At 53.6% G+C, this 17520-nt stretch carries 15 protein-coding genes; 8 read left to right on the top strand and 7 right to left on the bottom strand.

All coding sequences use genetic code 11. The features are described 5' to 3' along the window. The first annotated feature begins 154 nt into the window (after nt 1-154). Nucleotides 155-574, top strand: a complete 420-nt coding sequence (locus tag DES54_RS03780; protein ID WP_113865277.1) for a hypothetical protein — start codon at nt 155-157, stop codon at nt 572-574. A gap of 50 nt (nt 575-624) precedes the next feature. On the opposite strand, the gene dauA is transcribed toward DES54_RS03780, so the two are convergent. The 3 genes from dauA to DES54_RS03765 all read right to left on the bottom strand — a co-directional run bounded on the left by dauA (nt 625) and on the right by DES54_RS03765 (nt 4690). Beyond that, nucleotides 625-2343 carry a C4-dicarboxylic acid transporter DauA gene (dauA, locus tag DES54_RS03775; RefSeq protein ID WP_113865276.1) on the bottom strand — a complete coding sequence of 573 codons (1719 nt, stop codon included), beginning with the start codon at nt 2341-2343 and terminating at the stop codon, nt 625-627. 165 nt (nt 2344-2508) lie between these two features. Further along, nucleotides 2509-3603, bottom strand: a complete 1095-nt coding sequence (gene chaA, locus DES54_RS03770; protein WP_113865275.1) for a sodium-potassium/proton antiporter ChaA — start codon at nt 3601-3603, stop codon at nt 2509-2511. A gap of 253 nt (nt 3604-3856) precedes the next feature. After that, nucleotides 3857-4690 (bottom strand): siderophore-interacting protein, encoded by an 834-nt coding sequence (locus DES54_RS03765; RefSeq protein WP_113865274.1) that lies wholly within the window; start codon nt 4688-4690, stop codon nt 3857-3859. Between the two features lie 273 nt (nt 4691-4963). Between DES54_RS03765 and DES54_RS03760 the strand changes: the two genes are divergently transcribed. Then, complete coding sequence (locus DES54_RS03760) at nt 4964-5632, top strand: gamma-glutamylcyclotransferase (RefSeq protein WP_113865273.1); 669 nt, start codon at nt 4964-4966, stop codon at nt 5630-5632. A 93-nt stretch (nt 5633-5725) separates the two neighbouring features. Here the strand turns inward: DES54_RS03760 and DES54_RS03755 are convergent, their stop codons facing one another. Next, nucleotides 5726-6769, bottom strand: coding sequence for a DUF481 domain-containing protein (locus DES54_RS03755; RefSeq protein ID WP_113865272.1), 1044 nt, complete (start codon nt 6767-6769; stop codon nt 5726-5728). A gap of 283 nt (nt 6770-7052) precedes the next feature. Then, on the bottom strand, nt 7053-8333 hold the full coding sequence (locus tag DES54_RS03750) for an acyltransferase family protein (RefSeq protein ID WP_113865271.1): 1281 nt from the start codon (nt 8331-8333) through the stop codon (nt 7053-7055). A gap of 321 nt (nt 8334-8654) precedes the next feature. Between DES54_RS03750 and umuD the strand changes: the two genes are divergently transcribed. From umuD to DES54_RS03730, 4 genes are all read left to right on the top strand, one after another. Continuing rightward, nucleotides 8655-9074, top strand: a complete 420-nt coding sequence (gene umuD / locus DES54_RS03745; protein WP_113865270.1) for a translesion error-prone DNA polymerase V autoproteolytic subunit — start codon at nt 8655-8657, stop codon at nt 9072-9074. Further along, nucleotides 9074-10339: a translesion error-prone DNA polymerase V subunit UmuC gene (gene umuC / locus DES54_RS03740; protein WP_113865269.1), complete on the top strand. Its 1266-nt coding sequence runs from the start codon at nt 9074-9076 to the stop codon at nt 10337-10339. The genes umuD and umuC overlap by 1 nt, the downstream gene beginning before the upstream one ends. Then, entirely contained in the window at nt 10336-11181 is an 846-nt protein-coding gene (cho, locus tag DES54_RS03735) for an excinuclease Cho (protein WP_113865268.1), read from the top strand. The genes umuC and cho overlap by 4 nt, the downstream gene beginning before the upstream one ends. 156 nt (nt 11182-11337) lie before the next feature. Then, a complete protein-coding gene (locus DES54_RS03730) occupies nt 11338-11586 on the top strand; it encodes a GlsB/YeaQ/YmgE family stress response membrane protein (RefSeq protein WP_113865267.1) in 249 nt (82 codons plus the stop codon). A 51-nt stretch (nt 11587-11637) separates the two neighbouring features. On the opposite strand, the gene DES54_RS03725 is transcribed toward DES54_RS03730, so the two are convergent. Together DES54_RS03725 and pdxR are read right to left on the bottom strand one after the other, a co-directional pair. After that, on the bottom strand, nt 11638-12732 hold the full coding sequence (locus DES54_RS03725; RefSeq protein ID WP_113865266.1) for an ABC transporter ATP-binding protein: 1095 nt from the start codon (nt 12730-12732) through the stop codon (nt 11638-11640). Between the two features lie 156 nt (nt 12733-12888). Further along, nucleotides 12889-14388: a MocR-like pyridoxine biosynthesis transcription factor PdxR gene (gene pdxR / locus DES54_RS03720; protein WP_113865265.1), complete on the bottom strand. Its 1500-nt coding sequence runs from the start codon at nt 14386-14388 to the stop codon at nt 12889-12891. Nucleotides 14389-14555: 167 nt separating this feature from the next. On the opposite strand from pdxR, the gene DES54_RS03715 reads away from it, so the two are divergent. Continuing rightward, the gene (locus DES54_RS03715) at nt 14556-15821 is read left to right on the top strand and encodes a 4-aminobutyrate--2-oxoglutarate transaminase (RefSeq protein WP_113865264.1); all 1266 of its coding nucleotides are present in this window, start codon (nt 14556-14558) and stop codon (nt 15819-15821) included. 10 nt (nt 15822-15831) lie between these two features. Beyond that, on the top strand, nt 15832-17286 hold the full coding sequence (locus tag DES54_RS03710) for an NAD-dependent succinate-semialdehyde dehydrogenase (RefSeq protein WP_113865263.1): 1455 nt from the start codon (nt 15832-15834) through the stop codon (nt 17284-17286). Nucleotides 17287-17520: the final 234 nt, after the last annotated feature.

The following is a 17520-nucleotide window of genomic DNA, read 5'->3' as shown; positions in this document are numbered from 1 at the left end:
TAATAGCGTAATAAAAGAAAATCCCCTAAGCCGCCACAGACTGTAAAATTACCGTGAACCGTGCCACTATAATGAGTAAGCAATCAGATGAGTCATGCTGTTAGCGCTGAAACTGCATGATGCAGCCACTGGTGTTGTAGAGGAGCAAAGGGGAATGAAGAAAGATGACCCTGAATCTGTAGGTTCCAGTGAAAAGATCTATATCGATTACACAGATTGCCTTGCCGCGTTGTGCAATAAACGCTGGCGTTTTATGGATGCCATGTACGGCGTGTTGCCGATTTTCGGCATGGTGACCAAACGAACACAATTCCAGCCGGTTGCCACGAAAGAGCGCTTGAAAATGTTGGCGTTACAGGTGCTCTCCACCCAGGTCAGCGATGAAACGAATATTGTGAGATTGATTACCCTGGCGCAACAGCAAGGGCTGACCGCATTGGATATTCAGTTGCCGTATCCGTTAACCATTGAGCAATTAGTCACGATAGGCGAGGAATGCAGCGACACGATGGCGCTGAGCCAACAGAACGAACGGCTTTCCATTCACATTGAGTCGCCGGCGCCGCCGAGATAGATGTGTTCGTGAACGGGCAGAGCGGTTCTGCCCGTTGGCGGCGACGCCTTTTATTCAGTGATCGCGGCAGGCTGGTTTTCGGCAATCGCTTCCAGCGCCTGCGACAGCGAACCATAGAAACTGAGGCGGCCTTCAATGGGATGAACATTGGCGCGCGCCAGCGTTTTTAATGGCTGGAATGGAATATCGGTGATAATCAGCCGTTTCCCCGCCGGCAACATTTCGCTGAAACGCAGGAAAGCATTCAATCCCCCGGCGTCCAGTACCGGCACCGCATCCCATTGCAGAATAATGGTCTGATACGCTTCGCTGCGTTGCATCAGATCATTGAAGATACGTTCAGCCGCGGCGAAAAATAGCGGGCCGTTGACGCGTAACACCAGATGGTCCGGTATTTTCGTATCCGGCAATTCGCTCAGTTTGGTCATCTGTGCGATGCGCCGCATAAAGAGCAATGACGCCAGCACAATCCCGACAGTAATGGCAATCACCATATCAAACAGCACAGTCAGCGACATACACAGCAACATGACGATGATGTCGTCTTTGGGGCCATGACGCAGCAGATCGACGACTTTGTGCGCTTCGCTCATATTCCAGGCGACCATTAGCAGTAATGACGCCATCGCCGCCAGCGGCAGATAAGAAAGCCAGGGCGCGAGAACCAATAGCGTCAGTAACACCAGCAAGGCATGAACCACGGCGGAGATGGGTGATGTGGCGCCCGCGCGCACGTTGGCCGCGGAGCGGGCAATGGCGGCGGTGGCGGTGATGCCGCCAAAGAACGGGGCGATGATATTGCCAAAGCCCTGTCCCATCAGTTCCGCATTCGAGTGGTGTTTTTTGCCTGTCATGCCGTCCAGCACCACGGCACAGAGCAAAGACTCGATCGCGCCGAGCATCGCCATGGAGAAGGCGGCGGGCAGCAGGGCGGAAATGCTTTGCCAGTCCAGTTTCATCGCCTCCGCGCCTGGCGCAGTAACATCCCAGGGCAGTACCAGATGCGGCAGAATCGGCGGGATGCCTTGTCCCTGCGATCCATCGTCAAGCAGATAACTGAAGCGGGAACCGATAGTCGCCACCTCTGTGCCGAACAACGACACGATCCCCATTACCGCCATCCCCGCCAGCAGCGCGGGAAGATGGCCTGGCAGACGGATCCCCAGTTTGGGCCAGACAATCAAGACCAGCAGCGTGGTGACGCCAATCAGCATATCGCCTGGCTGTAACGTCGGCATGGCGAATGCAAGCTCGGCCACCTTGTCAATATAGTGTTCAGGAACCGTCACCATATGCAGGCCAAAGAAATCTTTGATTTGCATGGTGGCGATGGTGATGGCAATCCCGGAGGTAAATCCCAGCGTAACCGATAGCGGAATATATTCAATCAGCCGTCCCAGCCGACAGATGCCCATCAATAGCAAAAAGATGCCGGAAAGCAGTGTCGCGACCAACAGACCGGACAGACCAAACTGTTGGGAAACCGGATATAAAATAACCACAAAGGCCGCTGTCGGGCCGGAAACGCTGTAGCGGGAACCTCCGCTGACAGCGATAACAATCCCGGCAATCGCGGAGGTATAAAGACCATATTGCGGCGGCACGCCGCTGGCAATCGCCAACGCCATCGCCAGTGGTATGGCGATAATTCCAACAGTAACCCCGGCGATAACGTCTTGAATAAAGCGATGTAGCGTATATTTTTCGCGCCAGCATGCTTCAATAAGCGCGCTGAACGGTTTGATACCGTTAATTCCGTGCGTTTTCATCTAAGAAAGAACCAATAAAGAAACAAAGAATGGCGGGCCGGTTTGGTCCGTCGTAGATAAGCGTGATATACGATACGCCTGATGTTCTTCACAGATCCAGATATACATCAAGAGATGTCGATTAGGAGGGTGATGCCGCAGACGCGGCATCGATAAGACGAGCGCTTACAGCATGATGGTCATCAAATAGGCGGCGAACAAGGCAAGGTGCGCGCTGCCGCTGAGGACGTTGGTTCTGCCGGTTGAAAACGTGATGTGGCACAGTATCAACACCGACAGCATGACGACGATATGCGGCATATCCAGCCCGAAGTTCAGCGAGCGGCCGGTCACCATGGCGATGATCGTCACCGTGGGCACCGTCAGGGAGATGGTCGCCAGCACGGAACCGAAAAACAGGTTCATAGCGCGTTGCACCTGATTTTTCAGCACCGCCTGAATCGCGCCTAATCCTTCCGGCGACAGGATCAGCAATGCGACCAGGAAGCCGGTAAACTGCGTTGGCGCGTTCATTTCCGTCAGCAGCGTTTCCAGCGGCATGGAGTTCATTTTGGTTACGCTGATAACCGCAATCAGGTGGATCAGCAACCACACGGTATGCCAGAGCGAACTATGCGCCGACGGTTTGCCGTGATGGTCGTCGTCGCCCTCATCTTCATGCTCGTACACAAACAGACTTTGGTGAGTTCGGGTTTGAATCAACAGAAATACGCCGTACATCGCGGCGGAAATGAATGCGATGATCAGCGACTGACCGATGCTGAAATTACCCTCCGGTAAGGCGCTGGGGAACACCAGCACCAGTACCGCCAGCGGGAAAATCGCCATCAGATACTGTTTGATCCCGCTCAGGTTAACGTACTGCGTCGCAAATTTGCGTCCGCCCAGCAGCAGTGCGAAACCCACCAGACCGCCGGTGACAATCACGATGATGGAATAGAGGGTGTCGCGCATCAGATCCGGGCCGGCATCGCCGGTCGCCATTAAAGCCGAGATCAGACTGACTTCAAGGATCACCACCGACAGACTGAGGATCAGCGAACCATAAGGTTCGCCCAGCCGATGGGCCAGCACATCGGCATGACGTACAACGCTGAACGCGCTGAAAAGAATACCGGCCAACGCCAGCAGATTAATACCCAGAATAGCGGAGAAATCTTGCGTGCTCCCCCATAGGGATAAGACGATCAAGGCAATGATGGGAAGAATAAGTGAATATTCCTGATGGCGGGTTTTGACAATCTCGGTGTGAGACTTCATTACGGGGGGTTCTCCTTATCCAGAGGAAATAGATTCAGACGCAAAAATAGCACGTCATCAAAAGTGGCTTTTCTGCAAAAAACGTTACTAAAAAGTAGTTATAGCGTAAATACGCATGATGTAGATTAACAGATTCTCGGTTGCTTGCTGGAGTTTTTTACGGATTTTTATGTTTTGCCTGGAAATTAAAATGAAAAGGGAGAATGTCATTATCTTCTCCCTATGTTAATGATATTAGATTATTTTTTTAAGTCTAATTATCAAGATTATCCATGATATCGTGGCGTTTATGATGATAATCCTCTTCATTTAACCCTTCTCGCCAGTAAGGTATGGCATAAAGCTGATTCCGTTCACATTCACGCTCTCTGCGCACATAACGACGCAACTGAACCACTAGTCGATCTTCCCCTGCCAACCAGTAGAATGCACGCGCGGCGTTTTCCTGATGCGGCAAGGCGCGAAAGCGTCTGATCGCCTCGTCCGTAACCTCGGTTCCGCCGACTATCCAATACAGATTAATGCGGGCGGGCCGGGTTAAATCGAGAATGTCCGTATTGATGTCGACCCGAATAACGGCGTCTCCCTGGGCGTCATCCGGTAAATTTTCCAGCAAGGCGGCAATGGCCGGTAATGAGGAGGGATCGCCCGCCAGAGAGTAGTGATGTGCGGGCGGCAACATCGGATGCGGCCCGCCGGGAGAGGAAATGCCAAGGTAATCGCCGGGTTGCGCCTGACGAGCGAAGCTCACCGCTGGACCAGCATGGTCATGCATGGCAAACACGATATCCAGTTCCGCCGCTTCCTGACGAACCGCACGCAGCGTATAGGTTCGAACGATAGGGCGCGTCTCACCTTCCGGCCACACCGGGCCGCGTTCGCTGAACGTGGGTAAGGCCGGGATCTGCTGTCCCGGCGGTGGAATGAACAACTTGATATGCGCACCGTGATGATCAGCCGGATAATCACGCAGCGCTTCGGCGTGAAACGTCACACACCGTAAGTGCGGGTAAATATCACGAACATGTTTAACTTGAATCAGAGTAGGATGGGGTGGGCGTTTGCCCGCAATCGCAGGATTTGCCATTCATTGTCTCCCAGAGAGGTTACTGGACGTTGAATTATCCATTCTAACATAGAAGTGATAATGCTTATCATTTGTAGCTGTGGCGAGGTAAATGATAACGATAGAGGTTTTTGGCTTTTTGTGATCAATATCAAACTTGATTGCTGAACCAGAAATGAATAATCTCGACTCAATGGTTGTTGTAAAAGTAACCAAGCGAAAACCAGTGGATTTTAAGATTGGCGACAAAAAACCAGATAGGCGAAAAAATAGTATGGCCGGGGGTTGTGAGTAGTGTTAACACGCGATTTTTTGCAGAAAGCAGATTGTAGAACGTCTTTTGGTTGTATAGAAGAAGCCTTATTACTCACGCCGCAGCAGCGTGCGGCTTCTCTTGAAAAAATCCTGGCGTGCCGACCGGACGGCAGCCCGGTCTGGATTTTCGGCTATGGTTCGCTGATGTGGAATCCGGTGTTTGATGCGGAAGAAACCTGTCTGGCCACATTGTACGGCTGGCATCGTGCGTTTTGCTTACGACTAACCGCCGGACGAGGAACCGTGAACCAGCCTGGCCGGATGCTGGCGTTAAAACCCGGCGGCGAAACCATCGGACTGGCGTTTCGCTTGCCGGAGGCTTCGCTGCGCGAAGATTTGGAATTGCTGTGGAAACGTGAAATGCTGACGGGCTGTTATCGTCCGCTCTGGTGTGAACTGCATCAGCAAAATGGTGACACTGTCACCGCATTGGTGTTTGTTTCCGAGTCTGAGCACCCGCTAATTGAGCAGGACACCTGCATTCAGAAAATTGCGCCGTTGATCGCCCAGGCCAGCGGCCCGTTGGGGACGAACGCGCAGTACCTGTTTGCGTTGGAGCAAGTATTGCATAACCACGGTATGGCGGATGAAGACTTAAGCGAGTTGGCTAAGCGTGTGCGAGCGCTGCAACAGCAGTGCGGTCAATAGCTGTTGTTTGGCTATGTGGCAAATAGCAGTGAAAACGTTCGCGTCAGCGAGCGCTATTGCGGCACGCTCGCTGACTTCAACTTCCGGCTTGTGTTACCAGCCTACGCCGATACCCATGGTGTACAAGGTATCATTGACGTCGCCCTGGTCACTTTCGATACGGGTACGGGCCACTCTCATACTCATTGAAGACCAGTCGGTCAGCTTGAAGCGTAGCCCCGCCTCCGCTTTCAGTGACAGCGGCGCGGTGGCGTCAAAGGAGCGGCCCAGTTCGCCATTGGTGAAGGCTTCGATGGTTTTGCTGAACAGATAGCGGTTATATGCCCATTTTATACCGCCTGAGTAGAAGTTATCCTCGCCTACATCGCGGTAAATAAAGGTCTGGGAGTTGACCAGCGAGGTCAGCGAGAATGCGCCAAGATCATTATCCCAGAACTGATAACCCGGACCAAGACCGAACGAGCGGTTGATTTTGATACTCTCAATCCAGTCGCGTTTGTACTGATAACGGCCTTGCCAGAACCAGTGTTCGTCCACGAATTTATCCAGCGCATATTCGCCAGCCGCATTCCTGGTGCTATCAACGTTATCTTCTTTTGCCAGATGGAACCTGGCGTCAATGTTATGACGCCAGGTTCCATGACGTGCCTGGGTACTCAGGCTGGCATCATAGTTTTCGGTTTCGGTCGAGCTTTTCTTATGCGCCATTCCCGCATCGATATTGCCTTTCCAGATGAAATCTTTCACCAGCGGCTTTTGCACCACGATAGCGGTAATATCGGAAAGTTGCAGCGTCTGTGGTCCCGTGGCTTCGTTGGAGATAGATGGCGTGGCGACGATAGCCCGATTTTCTCCCGCTTTAATCGCCGGATAGAGCACGCCTTCCCGGTAACGCGCCTCCTGAATGATCAGGGCCTGATTAGTTTCAAAGGTTTTCACCTTATCCCAGGAAATGGTGATTGAACCGGCATAATCCGTCGTGATAAATAATTTTCCGCCGTCGAGCAGCGTGATTTTACCGCTGAGTTGGTCGCCGTTGGTCAACCAGATGGTATCCGCCCGGCTTTGGGCGATACCGGTGGTTGCAAGCGCGATAACCAGACTCAGGGAAGATATTGCGTATTTGGATAGTGTCATTTTGCCAGTAAACAGTGGTGACAAGTGTGTTGAACGACGTCATTCGAGACGTGCAGCCGATGAATAGTGAACCGGTTTTATTCCGGAACAGCAAACATTAGCAGGAATCAAAGTGAGGCTCTAGCCAAAAACGAAGATTGGTTAGAATGTAAATAGTTATAAAAGTTATCATTAATGATGAATGGTTATAACGAGATGTTTGTCACATTTTGAAATTATTGTTACGGCGCTTTTATCGCCCCGAACCGTGGGGTTTTACCAGCGATTCGGGGGAGGAATTCACTTATGACGAGGTCTGGGGGCGTGAAGATGCGGTTTGCTGGGTCAGGAACCGTGCGGTCAGGAACTGGCGAACGCGTAACACGATACGCTCCTGGAACAGCACGCACAGGGTGACGGCTGATATCAGGAAGATGAGATATCCCGTTATGGATAACTGCACCTGTCCGGCGGCGGCAACACACTGATTCCAGTCGGTAAAGCAGGCCATCGGATTGCCTCGCGCCAATTGTTCCAGCGTGCGAAACAGGTTGAACAGCGGTACGTGCAGGGCAAATATTGACAATGAGGCCGCGCCCAGCCGCGGCGACCAGTGCCGCAGCAATTCGCTATCCGGTTCACGCGCCAGAGCGCAGAGGCAGACCAGCCCAACCTGAGCCGGCAGCAGCAGACCGTTATGCAGCAGAAAATACCAGTATGCCTCGCCTTTGGTGAATAACCAGGTGGCAACCAGAAAATTGACCAGGATAAACAGCGCTGCGGCGTAACCCCGGCTTTTGGTCAGCGGCGAACGATTTTGCTGACGATAGCGGCGGAAAAGCGCATAACCCACTATACCGGCCAGGAATTCCGGCAGGCGGAAAATCGGGCCGCGCTGCAACAGACCGGTATACGGCATGCCATATTGCTGTTGCCAGATGACCCAAACAGGCGGCAGCAGGTAGAGCAGGCAGATGATCCCCATCCACAGCCAGGGATGACGGCTGTTCAGCAGACGTGGCGCCAGCAGCGGAAAAGTCAGATAGAAAAAGAACAGGGTGGACAGCGACCACAGCGGCGCATTGAAGGTCAGGAAATAGGGGTTCCATGCCTGCAACATCAGCACTTGCAGCAGCGTGTTAAACGCCAATTGCGCATTGCTCATGTAATGGCGTAGCGTTTGCGGATCTGCGGCTGGATCGTTGGTGTCGTAAATCACGAATCGGGCGCTGGCGACCTGACCTTCCGGCGGAACCGCCAGCCATTGCATCAACGTCACCACGGCAATCGACGCGATCAGCGCGATAATATGAATGGGATAAAGGTTGAAGAAACGTTTGGCCCAGAACTGTCGTGCGGGCTCACGTAAACGGCCATCTTTGATATAAACGTGCGCCAACAAAAAACCAGATAACACAAAAAATGTGCTGGTGGCGAAAAATCCCATACTGGTGAGCTCGCTCAGGAACGGCACGCTCGCTCGCTGGGGATAAATATGTACCGTGTGATAGATCATCACGTAGCAACCGAGCAAAAATCGTAGCCACTCCAGCCCGATAAATCGCTCTTTACTCACTTTTTTCATGTCGTTCCTCAACGTTAAGCCTGTTGATACAGCCAAAACGCGCTGTAATAGCCCAGTTTAAACGAGAGCCGTATCCCATCAATTAGGATTATGGCTATAACTGCCGTGTTTGTTTGGGTTTTGTTTGTTTTTTGTAATGACATGTTAAATCAGGGGCGGAGAAGCGGATCGGCAATGGCGATGATAATGATGGAGCAGGCCGGAGGCGACAAGCGAAATAACATGATACGACCACGGGATAGAACCGCTTAAGAAAATCGTGGATTGCGTTGGGCATATTTCGTACTTATACTGTATAAAAATGCAGTAATATTGTGAGCCATGAAACGATTTATTCCTGAACCCCACCCGGAAATACTGTCCCTCAATCTTTATGCCGAGGCGGTAGCCGCCGGGTTTCCCAGTCCAGCCAATGATTATGTTGAACAGCGCATCGATCTGAACGCGGTGTGCGTTCGCCATCCGGCGGCAACCTACTTTGTTCGGGTATCCGGCCAGTCAATGGTGGATGGCGGCATCCACGATGGCGATCTGGTTGTAGTCGACAGCGCATTGCAGGCGCGACATGATGATATCGTTATCGCCGCGCTCGACGGCGAGTTTACCATCAAACGGTTACAGGTCAGGCCGACGCTGGCGCTGATGCCGATGAACGCCGCCTATGCGCCCATCCCCATTTCCGACAGCGCCAGCCTGGATATCTTCGGGGTGGTGACTTACGTTATACACGCGACCCGCTAATGTACGCTTTAGTCGATGTCAATGCGTTTTACGCCAGCTGTGAAAAAGTGTTCAGGCCGGATCTGGCCGGGAAGCCGGTGGTTGTGCTTAGCAACAATGATGGCTGCGTGATTGCGCGATCCAGCGAGGTCAAGCCGCTGGGAATAAAAATGGGCGCGCCGTTTTTTCAAATCGGCGAACTGATCAAAAAGCATAATGTCGCCGTTTTCTCCTCTAATTACGCCTTGTACGCGGATATGTCCGCTCGCGTGATGAGCATTCTGGAAGAAGTGGCGCCGGCGGTGGAAATCTACAGCATCGACGAAGCCTTTCTTAATCTGTCTGGCGTCAGCCATTGTATGGCGATGGAGCAGTTTGCGCGGCAGGTTCAGCAGCGGATAAAGCGCGAGGCGCATCTGAGCGTCGGCGTGGGCATCGCGCCCACCAAAACCCTGGCTAAACTGGCTAATCATGCAGCGAAAACCTGGACGAAAACCGGCGGCATTGTGGACTTATCCAGTCCGGCGCGACAAGCGAAACTCCTGGCGATTACGCCCGTTGACGATATCTGGGGGATCGGACGGCGACTGGCGCGTAAGTTGGAGTCGGCTGGCATCACCACCGCGCTGAAGCTGGCGCAAAGCGATCTTGCCTATATAAGAAAAACCTTCAGCGTGGTGGTGGAGAGAACCGTCAGAGAATTGCGGGGTCAGCCCTGTCTGGAGGTGGAGGAACTGGCGCCGGTAAAGCAGCAGATCCTCTGCTCTCGCTCGTTCAGTTCACGCATCACCGAATACGCGCACCTGCGTCAGGCGGTTTGCCGCTATGCGGAACGGGCGGCGGAAAAACTGAGACATGAACGCCAGTACTGCCGTCAGGTGTCCGTCTTTATCCGCACCAGTCCGCATGTGGAGCGTGAAGCGTATTATGGCAATCAGGCCACCCGCATGACGCACGTTCCAACCAATGATACCAGGGATATCATTTCACTGGCGATTAACGCATTGGATCACATCTGGTCGCAGGGATATCGGTATATCAAGGCGGGGGTGGTGTTATCCGATTTTTATGGTCACGGCGTGGCGCAGTTGGATATGTTTGACGCGCGTAAACCGCGGGTTAATAGTGAATCACTGATGTCGGCGATTGACCGGATTAATCATTCGGGCAAGGGAAAAATCTGGTTCGCCGGGCAGGGAATTAACCCTGTCTGGTCGATGAAAAGAGAAATGTTGTCTCCGGCGTATACAACACGTATCGAGGATGTGAGAGTCGTTAAGTTATGATCAGGCATGAAAAGATACCCGATATTTACCAATACCCGGCGCATCTGCGCGAGGCGCTGACGGCACTGCCGAACGCGCCGGGTGTGTATGTTTTTCATGGCGGCAGCGACATTCTGCCGCTGTATATTGGTAAAAGCGTCAATATCCGCGCACGGGTTATGTCGCACATGCGCGCGCGCAATGAGGCAAAACTGCTCAGGCAGACCCAGCGCATCACCTTTATTGAAACAGCGGGGGAAATAGGCGCGCTGTTGCTGGAAGCGCAAATGATCAAACAACATGCGCCGCTCTTCAATAAACGGCTGCGGAAATCCCGCCAACTGTGCTCTATTCATTTTGACGGCGCACAGGTGGATATTGTTTATGCAAAGACGGTGAATTTTTCCTTCACGCCGCATTTGCACGGGATATTCAGCAACAGAATGTCCGCGCTGAATACGCTCAAAGCAATCGCCGATGAACAACAGCTTTGTCTGGGCGTGCTGGGACTGGAGCGCGTACCGGCAGGCAGACCCTGTTTTCGTCACTCACTCAGAAAATGCGCCGGCGCGTGTTGCGCAAAAGAATCGCTGGCGAGCCACCATCAGCGGTTGAGCGCCCGACTGGAGGCATTGCGGTTGATTTGCTGGACCTTTCCAGGGCGGATCGCCATAAAAGAGAGTCGAGCGGAGATGACGAGCTATCACATTATTCATCACTGGTTATATTTGGGAACCGTCACGCAACTGTCCGATGTCGACAAACTGCAACAGGTTGCCGCGCACTTCGATAACGACAGCTATAAAATTTTGTGCAAACCGATTGTCAGCAATAGTGTGGATATTATCCTGCTCGAAAAATAGTTCCTTTGCGAAAAAATGGTTCCTTTGCGAAAAATAGTGCGTTTCCTGCAATCTCGCTACGGTTTTCCCAATCTTTGTCTATACTTGGATTCGCACTTTATCTATCGATTATTGAGAGCGGTAAAGGCGTAATGGAACTAGAAAAGCGAGGTGGCTATGGGGATTTTATCCTGGGTTATTTTTGGCTTGATCGCAGGTATTCTGGCGAAGTGGATTATGCCCGGCAAAGATGGCGGTGGTTTTTTTCTGACGATCGTACTCGGTATTATCGGGGCGGTTGTCGGCGGCTATATCAGCACCTTCTTCGGTTTTGGCCGGGTGGACGGATTCAACTTCGGCAGCTTTGTCGTCGCGGTGATCGGCGCCATCGTGGTGCTGTGGATATATCATAAGATTCGGAGTTAATCAATTGGCGGTTTCCTCTGCTTATCCGGCAGCGGAAACCGCGTCATTAAATCAGTGAGTGACCAGCACATCCAGCGCACGCAGATGTTCAGGCTGCCAGGATAACGTCACTTCTGAACCGGTTTTCCAGTGCGGTTGAATCTCGCTGGCGGGCAGTTTCACCATAAACTGCGGTTGACCGGCCACTTCGGTCATCATACGCACATGGTCGCCCAGATAAATGAACTGCTGGATCCGAGCGTTGACCTGCTGAGCATTGCCGTCAACGTTGGCCGCGTTAATCCGAATCCGTTCAGGGCGGATACACAAGGCGATTTTTTTACCCGGTGAACTGGGGCGCACCTTCAGCGCCCGCAATGGCGTGCCGTCATCCAGCGTCGCGCGATAGAAAGCGCCGTCCGCGCCGGCTTGTGTGGCGATCAGGGTATTATTTTCCCCGATAAACTGGGCAACGAATGTATTTTCCGGTTTCTCATAAATTTCGCTGGGGCTGGCCATTTGCTGAATGATGCCGTCATTGAAGACCGCCACCCGATTGGACATGGTCATGGCTTCGCTCTGATCGTGGGTAACATACACCACTGTCAGTCCTAACGCCTCATGCAATTCTTTGATTTCCAACTGCATATGTTCACGTAGTTGCTTATCCAGCGCGCCCAGCGGCTCATCCATCAACACCAGTTTTGGTTCGAAGACCAACGCGCGCGCCAGCGCCACCCGTTGTTGCTGTCCGCCGGACATTTGTGCCGGATAACGATCCGCCAGATTGGTCAGTTTTACCCGATCGAGCACCTTGTCGACCTTTTCTTTAATATCGGTACGGTTCATGCGGCGGATGGATAATGGAAACGCCAGATTTTCCGCCACCGTCATATGCGGGAATAATGCGTAGTTTTGAAACACCATGCCGATGCCGCGCTGATGCGGGGGCAGGTGATGCAGTGGCGTATCGCGCAGCAGAATTTCACCCTGAGTCGGTGTTTCAAATCCAGCCAGCATCATCAGGCTGGTGGTTTTTCCTGAACCTGACGGCCCAAGCAGGGTCAGAAATTCGCCTTCATAGATATCCAGATTCAGGTTTTTGACCACCAGACGATCGCCATCGTAGGTTTTCTGGATGTTCTTGAAGCTGACATAATTTCTCATTGTTCCATTCTCTCGCATTGGCTGTATCTTAAACATAAGAATGCATAAAGCATGCCGACTTTTTAAAAGTGAGGATAACGAGCGGGTATACCCCGAAAGCGGAGAAAGTCGATAATCTGATTGCTCTATTATGGTGAGACTCATTTTGGTTAGGCACTATAACGGTGCGCGGCAGGTGGTTTTTTCAGCGGCCAAAATACAGGCTGTAATCACGGAAAAAGCCTGCATCATATTCTCTTCTTCAACCGCGGCGTAGCCCAGCAATAAACCCCGTTGTCGAGTGGGACGCAGATAGTAGCTGGACAGCGGTTTGACCGTCACGCCGCGTTGCTGAATCTGTGCGCTGAGCAGCACGTCATCAATGGTTGACGGTAACCGCAGCAGCATGTGCAGTCCGGCATTGCTATTGTCGCCGACATATTCAGGCCCCAGTTGTTGCTCGATCAGTTCCGTCAGCATGGCGCGGCGTTTGGCATACAGCATACGCATACGGCGGATGTGCGCGGCGTAGTGACCTTCGCGAATGAATTGACTGAGCGTGACCTGAGTCAGCCAGTGACCGCCACGATAGAGCTCCGAATGCGCCATTTTCAGATCGCTTGCCAACGGCGGCGGCAAAACCATGTAGCTGACGCGCAAACCGGGATAGAGCGTTTTACTGAACGTACCGATGTAAATCACCGGCGACTGGGCCTGCAACCCTTGCAGCGAGGGGATCGGGTTGCCGGAGAAGCGGAATTCGCTGTCATAGTCATCTTCCACCACCCAGCTACCTTGCTCCTGCGCCAGCGCCAGCAACCGCTGGCGGCGGGCCAGACTCATGACGGCGCCCAGTGGATATTGATGCGAAGGCGTCACGCAGATTAACCGCGGTATTGATTGCGGCGTCACTGTCTCTGGCGGCGCCATGCCCTGCTCATCGACCTCAACGGGCGCGACGCGCAGACCATTAATCGTCAGAACGTTGCGTGTTCCCCAATAGCAAGGGTCTTCTACCCAGACGACATCACCGGGATTGCACAGCATCTTCGCCAGCAAATCCATCGCCTGATGGGTTCCTTCCGTAATCAGAATCTGTTCCGGCGCGCATTCAACCGAGCGGGACACGCGCAGATAGTCCACCAGCGCCAGTTGCAGTTCAGGACAGCCGCCGACCGGCGAATAGGAAAGTTGTTCCGGCTTGACGCGCCGGGTGAGCCGGGTCTGGAGCCTGCGCCACAGATCATGGGGAAAACCGGCGATATCGGGAATACCCGGCATGAACGCGCCCCATTGTCGCGGCGAGGCGCCCGCATACCCCAACAGATGTCGGCCCCGGCGCGATAGTTCCTGCACCGGCACGCGTGCCGCCATGTGGTTCTCATTGCGCACCGGCGTCATATTGCCGTCGGGCAACTGTTGCGTCACATAGCTTCCGCTGCCGGTACGGGTTTCAATATAGCCTTCGGCTAAAAGCTGCTCATAGGCCGCCAGTACCGTATTACGCGAGAGCGATAGCTGCTGGGCCAGATCGCGCGAAGAGGGCAGCCGACTGCCGGCGGTAATGGCGCCATCGAGAATAGACAGACGAATGCTGTCGTACAACCGCTTGTTCAGCGTGCCTTCCTGCTGGTTGCTCAAACGCTGCAACAGCAAATCGGTGAGAAGCGAGCGCAAAAGTGGATCCTTCAAATATTAAAAACTGGTTCTGGATTATAGAACCATCTGACGCCTATAAATAGCAACAGAAAGATGTGAAACGGTGAATCACATCACGGCGCTTGCGACACCAATGAAGGGCCGTCATCAATAAACGTGGGTGTACCTTGTAATCGGAGCAGAGAATGAAGAATAGCGAATTGAATCAACGTCGTCTGGCGGCTACGCCGCGTGGCGTGGGTGTGATGTGTGATTTCTACGCGGCCCGGGCGGAAAACGCCACGCTGTGGGACGAGGAAGGCCGCGAGTTTATCGATTTCGCTGGCGGCATCGCTGTACTGAATACCGGGCATCGTCATCCGAAAATTTTAGCGGCGGTGCGTGAGCAACTGGAATGCTTCACTCACACCGCGTACCAGATTGTGCCTTACGGCAGTTACGTCCGTCTGGCTGAGCGTATTAATGCGCTGGCGCCGATTGATGGCCCGGCGAAAACCACGTTTTTCACCACCGGCGCGGAAGCGGTGGAAAATGCGGTGAAAATTGCCCGTTGCTATACGCGTCGTCCCGGCGTGATTGCGTTTGGCGCCGCGTTTCATGGCCGTACGCTGTTAACCATGACGCTAACCGGCAAGGTGACGCCTTACTCCAACGGTTTCGGCCCTTTCCCCGGCTCCATCTTCCATGCGCTGTATCCCAATGAGCAACTGGGCATCACGGTGGACCAGTCGCTGGCCAGTATCGATCACCTGCTGCATGCGGATATCGGGGCTGATCAGGTTGCCGCCATCGTGCTGGAACCCGTGCAGGGCGAAGGCGGTTTCAACGTGGCGCCGCCCGCCTTTATCAGCGCGTTGCGCAAGCTGTGCGATAAACACGGCATGTTGTTAATCGCCGATGAAGTGCAGACGGGTTTTGCCCGTACCGGCAAGTTGTTCGCCATGGAGCACTATAGCGATCACGCCGATCTGATCACCATGGCGAAAAGTCTGGGCGGCGGTTTCCCGATTTCCGGCGTGGTTGGTCGTGCAGACGTGATGGATGCACCTGCGCCGGGCGGATTGGGCGGCACCTATGCCGGTAACCCGCTGGCGGTCGCGTCCGCGCTGGCGGTACTGGACGTGATTGAAGAAGAAAAACTGTGCCAACGCTCTCAGTATCTTGGTGCGGCATTGGTGGAAACGCTGGAAAAAGTGAAACAACAGTGCCCGGCGTTGGTGGCGATTCGTTCGCAGGGTTCGATGGTGGCCGCGGAGTTCAATGATCCGCAAACCGGTAAACCCTCGGCTGAGATTACCCGTAAGTTCCAGCAGGAAGCGCTGAAAGAAGGTCTGCTGCTGTTAACCTGCGGCGTACATGGCAACGTGATTCGTTTCCTGTATCCGCTGACCATTCCCGATGTTCAGTTCAGCCAAGCGATGACCATTCTGACCCGTGTGCTAACCAAGTAAAAGAGATGCTATGCAACTGAAACAAAAAGATTTATTTCGTCAGCATTGCCTGATTGACGGCGAATGGTGCGAAAGCCGGGATCAGGCGCGTCTGGATGTGACCAACCCGGCGACGGGCGAGGTTCTGGGAACCGTTCCTTTGGTGACGCCGCAACAAACGGAACAGGCGATTGCGGCGGCTGAAATGGCGCTGACAAGCTGGCGTCAGCGTACCGGCAAAGAACGCGCCGCCGCGCTGCAAGCCTGGGCGCGTCTGATCATGGACAATCAGGACGATCTGGCCGCGCTGCTGACGGCGGAACAGGGCAAACCGCTGGCGGAAGCGCGTGGGGAAATTGCTTACGCCACATCGTTTATCGAATGGTTCGCGGAAGAGGCCAAGCGTATTGAAGGCAGCGTGCTGCAATCACCGCAAGGGCATCAGCGCCTGCTGGTGATCAAACAGCCGATCGGCGTGTGCGCGGCGATTACGCCGTGGAATTTCCCGGCGGCGATGATTACCCGCAAAGTGGCGCCGGCGCTGGCGGCAGGTTGCGCCATGATTGTCAAACCGGCTGAGCAGACGCCGTTTACCGCACTGGCGCTGGCGGAACTGTCCCAGCAGGCTGGCATTCCACGCGGCGTGTTGCAGGTGATTACCGGTGACGCCAAATCCGTTGGCAAAGTGCTGTGCGACAGCCCGGTGGTGCGTAAGCTGAGTTTTACCGGTTCGACGGAGGTGGGGCGGATCCTGATGGCGCAAAGCGCGCCGACGGTGAAAAAACTGTCGCTGGAACTGGGCGGCAACGCGCCATTCATTGTGTTTGACGATGCCGATCTGGAGCTGGCGGTAAAAGGTATTCTGGCTTCTAAATTCCGTAACAGTGGACAAACCTGCGTATGCGCCAACCGCATTTATGTGCAGAAAGGGATTTATCCCGCGCTGGTGGAAAAACTGGTCGCGGAAGTCGCAAAACTGAACGTGGGTGACGGCAGTCAGCCCGGCGTGACGCAAGGGCCGCTGATTGATGCCGATGCGATCGAAAAAGTTCAGCAGCACATCGAGGATGCGCTATCCAACGGCGCGACGTTGTTGTTGGGCGGTAAACCACATGAACTGGGCGGCACGTTCTTTATGCCGACCATCGTCGGCGAGGTCACCCAATCGATGCGCTTTGCCCGCGAAGAAACCTTTGGTCCGGTCGCGCCGCTGTTCCAGTTCAGCGAAGAGGACGAAGTGATTGCGATGGCGAACGATACCGAATTTGGTCTGGCGGCGTATGTCTATACCCGCGATGCCCGGCGTCAGTGGACCGTTCCTGAAGCATTGGAGTATGGGATGGTTGGTCTCAACACCGGGCTGATTTCCAACGAAGTCGCGCCATTCGGCGGCGTCAAGCAATCAGGTCTGGGGCGAGAAGGTTCACGTTTCGGTATCGAAGATTATCTGGAAATGAAATATATCTGCGTTGATCTTTCCCGGTAGTTTTCTGTGATCCGCCTTAGCGGAAATTCGGGCGTCGCAGTCGTTGGGCGGCGCCCGACAGATGAAAATCGTATGCGTCTGCATGGTGCGCCTAAATAATGGAATGCACTATTAAAAGGCAAAAAGGGCAGCAGAATAGCAACAGAAAAACAGTGCGGACGTTTGGTCAATCGTCACTACGCTTTGTATCACTGCTCCCACCCGTCAGGATGACGAAACATTAATAAAATTGCT

The organism is Brenneria salicis ATCC 15712 = DSM 30166 (genome assembly GCF_003315515.1).
Classification (GTDB): Bacteria; Pseudomonadota; Gammaproteobacteria; order Enterobacterales; family Enterobacteriaceae; genus Brenneria; species Brenneria salicis.
The sequence above is the reverse complement of the archived record's forward strand: the minus strand, read 5'-3'. Positions and strand labels throughout refer to the sequence as shown.